Consider the following 14491-nt stretch of genomic DNA (forward strand, 5'->3'; position numbering starts at 1 on the left):
CGTGCGCTTACGGCTTGAGTTAGTTGATGTCGCCATAAAGAAGTCCTCTTTATGTCAACGTATTTCAGGACGGGACATAGCAATAAATGCTAAAGGGAGATAAAAAGGTTATTTCACGGCGCGTTTAGCTAAAGCATCCGACTACCTCAAAAAATCAACAAGCAGTTGTGATTTATCATAAATTTTCTGCTTTGCAGTCTTCCGTGATAACAAGAGTTGGATACAATGTTACATCGCTGTTGTCTTCGATAGTGGCTATTTACAGGCGAGTCTGTTGCTGCGACAACGCAACCCATGATGAACATTTTGATAGGCGAAAATATGGCAGAAGAACCCAAAAAGCAACTAAGACCTGACACGGATACACTGGGAATTATGATGCAACATTTCACCCATCTGGATGGCGTGATGTGGAACCGGGTGCAATGGTTAATTGCGATTCAGACGGCAGCGATAGGTGGTTCATATGCTTTGAAGGCCGATCCACACAATTCTGGTTTTGTATTGTGTTTATGCGCTTTCGTAACCATCATTTTGTTGTTGATGATGCGGCGTGATGAAGTGATCCGCGATGCAAACCTGCCATTGTTGCGAACATTACATCCAGACTTCACTTTTAGCCCCAAATGGTCCAAAGGCGCTCCGCTGAAAGGCCGTCAGTTGAACAACATTTTGTTTTTTTCTTTCCTGTTTATGGATCTGTTCGGGGCATTCATTTATTTCTTCATCCCTGCTTGGATTAAGTAACCATAAATAGAAATACACACGTTTTGTTAAAAAAAGGTTATCATTAGTGGCGATGATAACCTTAAGTTCGTTTATAGTAAGTAAAATATCATGTTGAATGACAAGTGATTTGTCTATGCTTACGGCATGAATAAAGGTATTGTTAATAACAGCCGTAAAGTTGTGAATGGATTCACTCAACTATCGAGGTAGGTAATACTGTCAATGACGTATTGGACCCGTTTGCTGGTGTTCGTTGCACTCATCTTGATTTCAGAAATATTTACGTCCTCAGTGGAAGCTGCCGATGTAGGTAATATCGCCCCATTAAATCGCTATTTCAAAGAAACCTGGACGACTCGCCAGGGCTTACCTCACAACACTATCAACAGTATTGACCAGACCCCTGAAGGTTATTTATGGCTGAGTAGTTGGGAAGGGGTTGCTCGTTTTAACGGCAAAGACTTCAAAATGTTTGGCCGCGACAGCATCACTGGTTTACCCGATGTTGGCACCCGGGCCTCATTTCTGGACAACTCTGGTCGCTTGATCATTGGTGGGGCCAGAGGTGGTTTAACCTCGGTAAAAGATGGCCAATGGACGCCATTTGCTCCTGTTGGTGTTTTGATTAATGTCCTTTGGGTTGATGACAAAAACAATATCTGGATTGGTACCGAAGGCGGCGGTCTATTTCGCCAGGATCCACAAGGCGTACGCCAACAATGGACTACAGTGCAAGGTTTACCCAGCAATACCATTTATAGCTTTGCCAACGCGGCTGACGGTGGCCTGTGGATTGGCACTGCTGCTGGTATGGTGTTATGGCGACATGGGCAACTATCACCCGTAGCTGCGTTGCATAAAGTCCCGGTGTTTGATTTGCTAAAAACCCATGACGGGCTAATTATTGCCAGCGAAAACGGTGTTAGCCGGCTGGTTGGCGATAAGGTCATTCCATTACATCCCGATTTGACTAACGTCGCCGTGTCACAATTGATGTTGGATCATCAAGGCAGTTTATGGATGGGAACTGTCCAGCAAGGCATTTTTCGTCTAAGTAAAGCCTATGGTCTGGAGCATTTGGATGCGAGTCATGGTATGCCCAGTAACCGGGTATTAGATCTCTTTGAAGATAAAGAACAAAGTATCTGGATTGGTACCAATGGTGGCTTGTTTCGTTTGCGGGATGCGCCATTCTCTACCATTACTACCGAACAAGGACTGGCGGGTAATTACGTGCGCGCCTTGCTTAGTGAACCCAATGGCGATATCTGGATTGGTAGTTCTCGTGGGTTAAGTCGCTATTCGCGGGCAAAGGGCTTTGTGACGGAGATAGTCTTACCCGGCGAATCGATACTCAGCCTAGCGCAGATGGCTGATGGTCGCTTACTGATAGGAACTTACACCGCCGGGGTATTCATCTACGATAACGGTCAGACGAAGTTACTGGTCGATCGTGATTCCGGATTGATTTCAAATGAGGTCAGGGCGCTACTGCAGGATCCTGATGGCAGTATCTGGATTGGTACCGCGCAAGGGTTAGCACATTGGCATGATGGCTCAGTAGACAACCTCACCACGCAAGATGGATTGCCCGGTAACTTTGTCGTCGAATTGTTGCGTTGTGACAACAAAATGTGGATCGGAACGGGCACCGGCATTGCCATTTATCAAAACGGCAAATTTTCGGTGATGCCGATTCATCAGTTTGATGCGGCAGAATATGCTTTTGGCATGTTCCCACAAGAAAAAAAGCGGTTACTTTGGGTTGCCACTGACAGAGGGTTACTTCGTCATAATCTGGATACTGATGAAACTGTGCTTATCGGTCGTCGTAACGGATTGCCATTTGATAAATTTTTTCAGTTAGTTATTGATGATTATGGCAATGTCTGGCTTACCAGCAATCGCGGCATTTTGCGTTTTAGTGAAGCAGATGCCAATGCGGTGGCCGATGGCAGAATGTCAACGTTAAGTACCGTGCTTTATGGCGAAAGCGACGGGATGTTGAGTGCCCAGGCAAACGGCGGCTCTAACCCGACCATGGTCAAGACCCCTGAAGGTACAGTGTGGATTGCGACGGCAATGGGGGCGACGTCTGTGCGCCCGCAGCGATTGCAGCAATTTGCGGAGCATACGCCTCAGGTCGTGGTTGAGCGGATTTCGATGGATGGCCAAGAGCAGTCATTAACCAACAATCTGACCTTACCCGCCGCCGCACAGCGCGTGGAAATCAACTATGCTGGCCTCAGTTTTATTATGCCCACTCGCTTGCGCTATCGTACTAAACTCGATGGCTTTGATCAGGATTGGCGCGATAAAACGGGGCTGAATCAGGTGGAATACACCAACCTGGCTCCCGGCACATATCAATTGGATATTCAATCTGCTAATCCTGGCGGACGTTGGAGTCCGTCAGCACAGTTAACCATTATTAAATTACCGTTCTGGTGGCAAACCCTGTTAGCCAAATATATTGCGCTCGCCGCGACGGTTCTGGTGATTGTTGGCTTTACCTATTGGCGCACTGCGAGCCTGCGACGTTCAGAGCAATACCTATTGCAACAAGTCGCTCGTAAGACGGCAGAGTTACAACAGCAAACACACAACCTGGAAACCGCCAATCAGGAAAAATCAGTACTGTTGGACAAACTGCAGCAGCAAGCCCTAGCGTTAGAGATCCAGGCCAAACAGGACTCACTTACCGGCCTGGCAAACCGTCGAGCGTTCGATGAACATTTGGCGCAAGAATATGCCCGCGCGAAGCGTCTGCAGCAACCATTAACACTGGCCTTTATCGATATTGACCATTTCAAATGGATCAACGATAAATTTTCACACAGTGTCGGAGATAAAGCGTTAGTCAAACTCGCAGCGCAACTTAAATTGCATTGCCGTGCTATCGATATTGCTGCACGTTGGGGGGGGGAGGAGTTCTCGTTGTTGCTGCCAACAACGACCAGTCAACAGGCGATCCAAGTCTGTGAGCGATTGCGGATGGCGGTAGAATCCATGGATTGCAGTAGTATTGCCGAAGGCTTGAAACTCACTGTGAGTATCGGTTTAGCCTGCTCCGATGATGTGGAAGAGTCCTGGCAATTGCTGAATGCGGCCGATGATGCACTTTATCGGGCAAAAAATAACGGCCGCAACCGTGTCGAAAGTTTTATTTAGTTCTCTGGCGCCGTTGTGGTCGTTGGTTGCCGGCAAAGCCATAATGCCAACAGCATACAGACGCAACCGAGCGTTAATCGTGGCCAATCATGAATTTGACCCTGCCAGAACACGACGTTGACCAGGATCCCTGCCGGGATCAGCATGTTGTTCATCACGGCTAATTGTTGAGCGTTCACTTTAGTTGAACCATAACTCCACCCCAGATAACCGAGTCCTGACGTTACCACACCTAACCACAGTAAAACGCCTTGCTGCAAAGGTGTTACGGGTAATTTGTGCCAATCGGCAAGTGCTAACATTGCTGATCCGGTGATCAATGTGGCGCCCATAAAAAACCAGGCAAAACGAGTACGATGCGGTAACGGATTATGCTGACTCTGGTGGCGATACCACACCTGCCCGAAGGCAAAACAGGCATTTGCAGCCTGTATCAAGGCAAAGCCCTTCCAGTAGTTTTCGCTCAAGTCTGTCCAACGGATCATTGCAGCTCCCGCCACCGCCAGTATTGCCGGAGCCCACAACTGTTTTGGCCAGCGCCTGGCAAACAAGTCGGCAAAAAGACTGACATAAATCGGCGTGAAAATAGTAAATAGCAATAGTTCCGGAACACTCAGATAATGATAACTATGGTAAAGAAACAGGTACGTCAAACCGATTTCAATCGCGCCAGTTGCCATCATCACCAAGGCTTTGCGCCAGGCTATCGGACGCCAGAATGGCAGAAAAATTATCAATGCCAGCAGCATCCGCGATGTAACGGCAATGTAGTCATCAACCTGACCCGACAGGTAAGCGCCAATTAGTGAAAATGAAAAAGCCCAGAGAATGGTGATTCCCCAAAGTAACGTCATACATCAATCCTGTGTGCAAAAATACGTCAAATAACGAAGTTGCCGATAGGCCGCTGGTGCGATAGAGAGAAAAGCGACTTATGGCAGCTAGTTTACCGGAAAAAGTAGCCAAAGAAGCTTGACTGTTGATTATTTAGTGTGCAGCAAAACAGATGGTCATGCTGAAGGACTAGGTGTGAAAGTCCTTCAGCCATTTTCAAAAAATTACACAGTAAAGCCTGCTACCATGCCTTGGAGATCATTACTTAAACGTGCCAGTTCAGTGCTGGCGGCAACCGTTTGTTCACTGGCTGCCGCAGCTTGATCGGCGGCGTCGCGAACTCGTAATACATTGTGGTTAATCTCTTCAGCTACTGTAGTTTGCTCTTCGGATGCAGTAGCAATTTGCTGGCCCATATCCCGAATGTGGTGAGTCAGTTCGGTAATGGTATGTAAGGCGTCACCGACCAGGCCGACTTTTTTTACCACGTCTTGTGTCGTTTCATGGCTATCATTTACGTGAGTCGCTGCTTGTTTAGCGCCTTGTTGTAACTCTTTGATAAGTGATTCAATTTCTGAGGTAGAAGCATGGGTGCGCTGTGCCAGATTGCGCACTTCATCAGCGACTACCGCAAATCCGCGACCCGATTCCCCCGCTCGGGCGGCTTCAATCGCGGCATTCAGTGCCAACAGATTGGTTTGTTCGGCAATGCTTTTGATCACATCCATAATGCTGCCAATGTGTTCACTGCTGCTAACCACATTGTGCATCGCCTCAGCAGAGTGCTGCATTTTTTCACTCAGTAGGGTGGTCTCGGTAATCGTCTGTTCCAGTTCCCTATTGGCAGCAGCCGTCTGTTGGTCAGTCTGTTCCACGGCATTGGCCGATTGTTCGGCGTTACGGGCAACTTCGGCAACTGTCAGGGACATTTCATTGATAGCGGTGGCAACTTGATCGGTTTCTTGCTTTTGTTGCTGCGCGCCAATGCTGGTTTGTTCAGTAACTGCAGATAATTCGGTAGCAGATGATGCCAGCTGAACTGCACTTTCTTTTATCTGCGTGATGAGTTGCCGTAAGCTTTGACTCATCGACGCGATTGCCTGCATCAGTTGCCCCATTTCATCCTTGCGAGTAATGGCCGCCTGACGAGTAAGGTCACCATTACCAATGCGCTGTGCAATCGTTAACACCTGTTGTAACGGTTGGTGGATGCCTTTGTTGATGACCAGCGTAGCAACAATGCCCACCAACAACGCCGCGACCGTCGCAATGGTAACGTAATAATAGGCTGACTGGGTGATCTGTTGCTGAAGAAGCGCGTGAGCCGCATTCTCGTCGTTTGCATCGGTGATCAGTGTTTGTTCCTGATGTTCGAGGGTATCACTGTCTTTGTCTAATGCTGCCTGTAATGCCGGGATTTTTTCGCCAATTTTGATGTAGCTTTGAAAACCTTCATCGATGTCACTGAGTAGTTGCTGCTGTGTGGCATTCAGCGGTAGCTGACGCAGTTGCTTGACGATTGCGGCAAACTCTACCGTAGTGTTTTGCAATTGGTTGAGGTTGCTATCTCCGCGCAGCAGCGACATTACAATAAACCTTGCTTGATAAAAGTTTTTGTCTAGCTTGACGGTTAGCTGTTGCATTTTTTCATCACGGTCACTGAAGGACGCGCTAAGTGTCTGCAGCAGCGAGGTGGTATGACTGATCTGCTGCAGCAATTGGTTTTCGGCATTTACTCTGATGGTTACCGACTGTTTCAATGTCCGGAACAGATCTGAATATTCAGCAAGCTGCTGGGTGATCAATGTGAGTCGTTGAATGCTTTTGTCATCACGCGCATGTTGTAAATTGCGGCTGATGAGCTCCTGCGCCGCTTTTAATTGTGTTGTAATTTGCACGGTATCTTGGTCATTAAAGTCTTTGAGATAATCAATTCGGCTACGTGAAAGCTGGCCTATATCATTATTGAAGGTCACCACATGCCGCTGAATTTCAGATTGCGATTCAATTTGGCCAATCACCAACAAGCCGATAGTACCGACAATTAAAGTGAGTAATAAAACAGCACCAAAGCCGACACTTAGCTTAATTTTTACACTCCAGTCGTTAAACATCGTTCGTCCCCGTAAATCAGCATAAAGTTTTGTTATGGTTATATGAGAGAGGAAATAATACCGGTACCCACATAAGGTAAGTGTGAGTCACATCTAAGTTACATTTGGATTTTTATACTGATTAACTGATAAAACTAATTATTTACGCAATAAACCATTGGCTTAAGCATATCTTAAGAAAATTTAAATAAGGGATTTTCATTTAATGAAAATTAATCAGCTAATTTTTTGGATTTAATTTGTTCCAAAAATAAAACACTGTTAACTGTGGCAGATTTCACACATAACTTGTTCTAACGCAAAAATATAAAAAATATTTCTCATTAAAATTCGACGCTTATTTTTACATGGATAGTTGCGAAGATAGTCATTAAGAATATTAGTGTTCGGAGATAAATAAGTGCAAAACTGGAGCGTTAAAAATAAACTCGCAGTGGGCTTTTCAACAGTCATTGTAATGGCATTAGTGCTTGGGATTATTGCACTAACAGCATTGCATAAAATTGCTACCACCGTTGATAAACAACAACGCGTTGATAACTTTAACAGTTATATTACTCAAGCAGGAAATGCCCGGCGAGAATACATGGCTGGCTATGATGAAAAAGATGCCGCCAAAGCGATTGACGCACTGAGCAACGCTTTAGAATTCAGTAAAAATAATTTAGAAGCTGATGCTGACCCGCAAGAAACTACATTGCTGCAGAAAATTGAGGGTTATATTAATAACTACACCGATATTTTTGGCAAGGTTCAAGATGCTGCTGAAAACGTCAGACAAACGAAAGACATGCAGCATAGGTCAATCAATGATGCCACAGTCAAAATGGAAACGTTTGTTAATGATTATTCCCAGGAAGTAACACTGGCTAATCAACAAGCCATTGTTGAACTCGAAGCCACATTTTATGAAGCTCATCTGCACATTCAGGAACTGTTATCCGGTGAAACAAATTTAGATGATGTGCATTCTTTAGTCGATAAGTTTGATACGCAACAGTCGCAGCTATTGAATCGTCTGAGCTCTGCCAATGACATCTCGCGGCTACAAAATATTGGGCAGAATTTGCACGTGTATCTGGACGATGTTGTTACTGTTATCAAACTTAATTCCGAATTGGCGCAACTCAGCGATCAATTGATTGAGGTTGCGGGTAGCATTGCGAGCCAAGCTAAGGAGTTGCGGTTATTGCAGGACAACGAGAGAACGCAAACAACCGATACGGCATATACATTAGTAGTCGCTGCTGCTGTCATCACCATTATTGTAGGTATTATCGCGACCTTAACGATAAGTAGCAGTATTGTGGTGCCACTGAAATCTGTGTTGCATACCGCGCAGCAAATAGGCTCCGGTGATTTAACCTCTGACGTGCATAGTATGCGCAAGGATGAAATCGGTCAGTTATTGGTGGCATTTGGCTCCATGACGAAAAATTTACGCGAAATCATTAGCACCGTGAAACATTCGTCTACACAACTCGCAGCGTCAGCTTCAGAACTCTCGGCCGTGACTGAACAAACCAGTGTCAATGCACAAAATCAAAAGCAGCAAACCGATCAGGTCGCTGCCGCTATGCATCAGATGACCATAACTGTTGCCGAGGTCGCGCGGAATACTGAGACGACGGCTGCTGCAGTCCATAATGCGGATAAGCAAGTGAGTGAGGCTAACACGACGATTGTCACTGCAATTTCGAAAGTGGATGAGTTGAGTAGCAAAATGACGCAATCATCAACCGCAATGGAAAGCCTGGTAAGTAGTAGTGATCAGATTGGCAGCATCATGGATGTGATCAAAGGTATTGCCGAACAAACCAATTTGTTGGCACTGAATGCTGCAATCGAAGCCGCCAGAGCCGGGGAATCGGGACGCGGTTTTGCGGTAGTCGCTGATGAGGTACGTAATCTAGCACAGCGGACGCACGAATCTACTAATGAAATCGAGCGTCTGATTGAGAAATTACAGTCAACCGCGGGGCAAGCCTCTAGCCAAGTAAAAGAGAGTTACGACGCCACGAAGGAACTGGTGGATTTGATTGGCGAAGTAAATGTCGCACTGAATACCATTTCTCAATTAACCGGTAATATCCGGGATATGGATCAACAGATTGCGACCGCCGCCGAAGAACAAACGACGGTGGCTGAAGATATTAATCGCAATATCATCAGTGTCAGGGATGAAGCTGAACAGGCGGCGGCTGCGAATGAACAAACCGTATCGGCAAGTGTGGAATTGGCAAAATTAGGGCATGAGCTGCAGGATACGGTTGCTGGCTTTAAGGTCTAAATAACGTCATAAACACGGCAAGAAAAAGGACTGTAGATACAGTCCTTTTCTATTTGTGCTGGCGCATATTGCTGCACCAATAGGACATACAGTTTATTAAAACAACTTATTAAAACAACGCCACATAAGTTCTCATAGCGTGTAGATTAATCCTCGGATTTACTCAGCCGACGGCTTAATGCGCTTTGAGTGATCCCCAGCAGTTTAGCGGCGGCACTTTGGTTGTTATTGGTGCGCACCAGTGCTTCATGTACCAGTTGTTGCGTGGTCTCACTGATGGTGGGCAACTTTTCAGGAAAGCGAATTCGTTGTATGTGCGTGGTGGGAGGCTGTCGCTCCAGAACCGCAAAAAACGGTGCTAATGCTAACTCATTGTGGTTGCTGGCATTGACCGCGCTGAAAACCAATGATTTGAGTTCGGTGATATTGCCAGGGAATGGGTAACTTTCCAGCCTTTGTGCTACTTCTATGGGTAATGCCAGATACTCAATTGCTTGCGCATGACAAGCTTGCTCGATGAAATGTTGTAGGAGTAATCCAATGTCAGATTGCCGTTCGCGCAGCGGTGGCAGCTTAATTCGCTGTGGCTGCAAGGCATAAATCAGTCCTTGGGAAAACGCCTGCTGCTCCAGTTGCTCCAGTGACAAATGACTACTTAGCACTATCCGACATTCCAGTGCTTTTTCCCGAAGTGAGCCACCAGGGAAATAGCGTTTCAATTGGCACAGTCTGGTCAGCATTGTCTGAATTTGTGGGCTGGCATCGTCCAATTGCGTTAAAAACAGTAAGCCGTGGCCTGTGACCTGCAATAATCCCGGTTGGCTGGCATCTCCGAATAAGCGTTGTTCGAACTCCGCCGCTGTCAACGCTGATAATGACAGTTCCAGATATGGTTCTTCAGGACACAACATTCGATGCAGTGCTTTGGCAAATAAGCGTTTGCCGGTGCCAGTTTCTCCTTCCAGTAATATCGGTTCATGACTATCGCCAAGGGTGGCCGCATAGGTAAAGCAGTCATGCATTTTGACATCGGTGGTTAAGATTTCGCTGAAGGCGGCAAGGTTGCGGCGATTAAAAAAACCATCTTTGATCCGGTGATAACTGCGTTCTAGGGTGATTACTTCCATGGCGCGACGTACACAGAGCAACAGTTGATCCGTAGAGCTGGTTTTGGCAACAAAATCGTAGGCGCCTTGTTTCATACACTCCACGGCAACTTCGGTTTCATTGAGGCCGGTAACCACAATAACGCGTACATAAGGCGAGTGTTCCCGAATATCTCGTAGCAACTGGCGACCATCAAGATAAGGCATGTTGAGGTCCAGTAACACCAACGCGATCTCCAAATCTCGGATCAACTGCAGCGCTTGGCGACTGTTTTCACAGGTATGGGTGCTGGCTTCCGGAATATGACGGTTGAGTACCATAGCGATGGTACGTAGCCAACGAGTTTCATCATCAATCACTAAGATATTGCGCGACAGTTTCATCAAAGACTCCTGAACAGCACTTTCATTTCGGTACCGGTGCCCGGATGTGAGCGGATAAGCCACTGTGCCTGATGTTCGGCAAGGATTTTGTTACTGGTGGATAGGCCAAGTCCGGTGCCACCCTGATTGCGACGGGTGGTGAAAAAGGGCTCCCGGATCCGGTTAAGCGTTTGAGGGTCCATGCCACAGCCATTATCAGCAACAGCGACAAAGATATTGCCGTTTTCGATACCGGTGCTGATTTTCAGTAACGACTCGGGTTTATCCATTGCTAAGCAAGCATTTTGAATGAAGTTGACCAACACCAGTTGTAGTTGCAGTTCGTCGCCTTCAACAGTAGGGAGTCCGTGGTCAAGTTCCAGTTGTAGCTGCATCCGCTTTACGTTGTTGTGCGTCAGACGCAGTGCCGTTTCTACGACCTTATTAAGGTTCACCGCTTTGGGATGCATCTCCAGTCCTGGTCTGGAGAAGTTTTTCAGATCGCGCACAATGCGGCCGATGCGACCAGCGGCATCGTCGACCGACTCGCAACTGTAATCCAGCTCTTCGATGAGGGTATCGATTGTTCTTGCAGGTGTTGCCGTATCTGCATGACTCATGCGCAGATCTTCCAACAGATCTCGCATCAACGTGACCGATTGGGTGATCAGTCCGACCGGATTATTAATTTCATGGGCGATGCCTGCCGAGAGTTCTCCCAGAGATGCCAGCCGCGCAGATAATTCGGTGGTCTGCTTAAGCGCATATTGCTCGGTGCAATCTTCAATAAACAGCACCAGCATTTCAGTTGAAATGCGGTGGAGTTCCAGCTTCCAGCGCTTATTGTCGAGCATAAATTCACTGCTCTGGGATTCATCTGCGCTGAAGGTATTATCCACCAGTTGGGTTAATACCATCGCTGGTTGCGCCTGCATTAATTGTGATGGTTCTAATACCCAGGGATATTTGCCATTGTGCCAGATAAGATGCTGGTCACGCGCCAGCAGGCAAACGCCGTGGGGCAGGCCATCGAGTACGGAATGAAACTGTGCTGATACTCGTTTGATTTCGGCTTCGGCTTTGCGGCGATTTGCCAGTTCTCGCCGTAATGACTTGGTTTTCTGTCTTAACACCAGACTGATATATAAGGTGATAAGCATGCCCATGCTGGAGATAATCGCAGTGATGAGAGCGCCCTGAAAAAAGTCACTACGCACCTGACCCAGTTCGATTTTTTCTTTGCCGAATCCGACCCATTTATTCAATAAATCATCAAAATAGCCATTGTCATAGCTATGCTTAACGACGCTGTTTACGGCGGCAACGAACTCTGGATCTTTATTGGACATGATCAGATAAAACTGACTATAAAGCAGTGGTTTTCCGGCAGTTTTTGCTATCGGAAATTTACTAAGCATCCGTCGTGAACAATAAAATTCTGACACCACATAATCCACTTTCCCTTCCGTCAGCAATTCAAAACCCTGTTCATTATTGACCACGGGGACAGTGATAAAATCTTGCGGCGATTGTGACAGAAACATCGCAACCGACGATGCCTGTTTAATCGCTACCCGCTTGCCTTTAAGCGCTTCCCAGCTATCCGCGTTACCTTCACCTCGGCGGTTGTAGGCACTGACATAGGTGGGTAACAATGGCAGCGCGGTGTTGATATCAACTTTACGACCAGCCGGTACGGCGATGACAGCCAATTGCCAGCGCTCGCTCATCACCGAGTGCAGAGACTGTTTTAAGGTCTGACGTTTGACCTGCATACCGTAATGCAGTTGTGTCGCGATATATTGCGCCAGTTCCACGTTAAAGCCGCTTTCTTCACCCGTCTCATTTTGCCACTCAAACGGCGGCGTATTGCTGTGAACATTTAGCGTGATCTGCGGTGCAGCTTGAGCAAAAGTGGTGAATATTGCCAGCGCCAGCCAGACACTTTGGGGCCATTGCCTCAATAACTTTGACATGTTTACCACCGCACTCCATGTTAAAAATCCTGTTTACCTTAAGCGTCACAGACGTCGATTGGCAGCCTTTTTCATCGGTTATGCAGGACAACTCACATAACCTCAGTCTTTCAACAAATATCGTTTAAAAAGAGCATTTAACTCATTGGTTATAAAGAGTTATGCAAAAATGCATAAACCAATGTGCCGGGGTCAAATTTTCCGTAGAACAGGGGATCTAACCCCAGATTTTGTACATTGTTGCTGCTATGGGACACGAAGGTCGACGTAGAGTAACCGCCGTAAGCCAACAAGCAACCATAGGAGCTATAACATGAACAACAACGAGCTGAATGCCGATCGCCGGGAGTTTCTGACCAAAGGTGCCGTATTAGCTGCCGCAGGTACTTTGGCAATTTCTGCATCTTCAACTACGCATGCAGCCGAAAGTGTCGCCATGACCGCTGCGGCCGCAACTGAAGCCCCGAAAGCAGTTTCCGGTTACATCACAGAACCGAAAAACATTAAAGACGTATTGAGTAATGCCCGCAAGATCATGGATACCTGTGCTGCCTGCGACGTTGCTGGTGCCGGCCGCTGTAATGGGAAGGGCCCTTGTGGTGAAACTGTGCCGGGAATGGGCGGTAAACGTCAGAGTTTCGTGCGCAATATTGAAGCATTCGAAGGCATGAGTTTGAACATGCGCACCGTTCACACTATCACTCATCCCAACACCGAAATTGAGTTACTGGGCGTAAAACTGTCATTGCCGATTCTTACCGGTATTACTGGTGGTTTGACCTATAACATGGGCGCTGCAAATAAATTGGCGTTCGATGGCGAGGTCATGACTGAAGAGAAATACGCTCGAGGCATTATCGAAGGCGCCGCCAATGCCGGTAGTCTTGGTTGGGCAGCCGATGGGATTGGTGACCCATTAGAAACCTACAAGCGTCGGATGAGTGTGGTTTCGGAGTTTAAAGGTCGTGCTGTCGCCCAGATCAAACCTCGCACCCAACCAGAAATTTTTGAACGTCTGGACATCGTACAGGCGGCAGGGGCTCCCTTTTTTGCCATCGATGTTGACTCTGCCGGTCGCGCTGCACGAGCCTTACCCGGCAAAACTGTTGAACCTAAGGATCTGAAAAAACTGAAAGAAATTGTTAACTACGCCAAAATCCCCTTCATTGCGAAAGGGATTATGACTGTGGACGAAGCGCTGATGTGTGCAGAAGCTGGCTGCGGCGCAATTATCGTATCTAACCACGGTGGTCGGGTACTGAGTTCTACTCCTGCCACTATGCATGTACTCCCCGCGATTGTGAAGGCAGTACGGGATCGCGGCTACAAACTGCCAATACTGGTGGATGGCGGTGTGCGCGATGGCGGTGATGTCCTTAAAGCGCTGGCTTGCGGTGCTCAGGCGGTATTGGTTGGACGTCCTATGTTACGAGCAAGTCTTGGTGGCGGAGTTAAAGGGGTCGAAATGCAGTTCAAGCGCTTCCATACCGAACTGGTGTCCAGCATGGTGCTGACCGGTGTGGCAGATGTAAACAAGGTGGATCCTGCTGTATTGGTGCAGCAGGTTTAGTCCCGTTAATGACGACAGGTGCAGTGGCTAAGTCGCAGCACCTCAATGCAAAACTTGCCATGACTATCGCTGAAGTCTGCAGCTTGCCGCGTGCTATGCACTAACGATTAGGTGTTAACAACGGATTTGATGGCTACCAGGTTTGGGATTTATGGCCGGTCACTCTGCAACAGAGCCCGGCTATCTTTTTTAAACTTGCATTATGAGCATCACGCCAAATGACCAAGGTCAACTCGGAATGGCTGGCTCACATTGTGCGATAAACCGCTATGGAATGTGACCACGATCCGCAAAGACAAGCAATGGAACCCTGCCTTAATGGCTTTCAGCACTCAGGC

Annotated in this window: 8 protein-coding genes; 4 read left to right on the forward strand and 4 right to left on the reverse strand. The window is 47.2% G+C overall.

Annotated features, from left to right (window positions below; all coding sequences use genetic code 11):
- Positions 1 to 321: 321 nt before the first annotated feature.
- Both PY479_RS11265 and PY479_RS11270 read left to right on the forward strand, forming a co-directional pair.
- Positions 322 to 747: a hypothetical protein gene (locus PY479_RS11265; protein WP_212596243.1), complete on the forward strand. Its 426-nt coding sequence runs from the start codon at positions 322 to 324 to the stop codon at positions 745 to 747.
- 204 nt (positions 748 to 951) lie between these two features.
- Positions 952 to 3900, forward strand: a complete 2949-nt coding sequence (locus PY479_RS11270) for a diguanylate cyclase (protein ID WP_275483808.1) — start codon at positions 952 to 954, stop codon at positions 3898 to 3900.
- Here the strand turns inward: PY479_RS11270 and PY479_RS11275 are convergent.
- Both PY479_RS11275 and PY479_RS11280 read right to left on the reverse strand, forming a co-directional pair.
- Positions 3897 to 4754 carry an EamA family transporter gene (locus PY479_RS11275; protein ID WP_275483809.1) on the reverse strand — a complete coding sequence of 286 codons (858 nt, stop codon included), beginning with the start codon at positions 4752 to 4754 and terminating at the stop codon, positions 3897 to 3899. The genes PY479_RS11270 and PY479_RS11275 overlap by 4 nt on opposite strands.
- 204 nt (positions 4755 to 4958) lie before the next feature.
- Positions 4959 to 6848, reverse strand: coding sequence for a methyl-accepting chemotaxis protein (locus PY479_RS11280; RefSeq protein WP_275483810.1), 1890 nt, complete (start codon positions 6846 to 6848; stop codon positions 4959 to 4961).
- 400 nt (positions 6849 to 7248) lie between these two features.
- On the opposite strand from PY479_RS11280, the gene PY479_RS11285 reads away from it, so the two are divergent.
- Complete coding sequence (locus tag PY479_RS11285) at positions 7249 to 9138, forward strand: methyl-accepting chemotaxis protein (protein ID WP_275483811.1); 1890 nt, start codon at positions 7249 to 7251, stop codon at positions 9136 to 9138.
- Between the two features lie 146 nt (positions 9139 to 9284).
- Here the strand turns inward: PY479_RS11285 and PY479_RS11290 are convergent, their stop codons facing one another.
- Together PY479_RS11290 and PY479_RS11295 are read right to left on the reverse strand one after the other, a co-directional pair.
- Positions 9285 to 10628 (reverse strand): response regulator, encoded by a 1344-nt coding sequence (locus PY479_RS11290; protein ID WP_275483812.1) that lies wholly within the window; start codon positions 10626 to 10628, stop codon positions 9285 to 9287.
- On the reverse strand, positions 10628 to 12583 hold the full coding sequence (locus tag PY479_RS11295; protein ID WP_275483813.1) for a transporter substrate-binding domain-containing protein: 1956 nt from the start codon (positions 12581 to 12583) through the stop codon (positions 10628 to 10630). The genes PY479_RS11290 and PY479_RS11295 overlap by 1 nt, the downstream gene beginning before the upstream one ends.
- A gap of 313 nt (positions 12584 to 12896) precedes the next feature.
- Here PY479_RS11295 and PY479_RS11300 point away from each other — a divergent pair, with 313 nt between their 5' ends.
- Entirely contained in the window at positions 12897 to 14153 is a 1257-nt protein-coding gene (locus tag PY479_RS11300; RefSeq protein WP_275483814.1) for an alpha-hydroxy-acid oxidizing protein, read from the forward strand.
- The last annotated feature ends 338 nt before the right edge of the window (positions 14154 to 14491 follow it).

The organism is Shewanella sp. A32 (assembly GCF_029167175.1).
Classification (GTDB): domain Bacteria; phylum Pseudomonadota; class Gammaproteobacteria; order Enterobacterales; family Shewanellaceae; genus Shewanella; species Shewanella yunxiaonensis.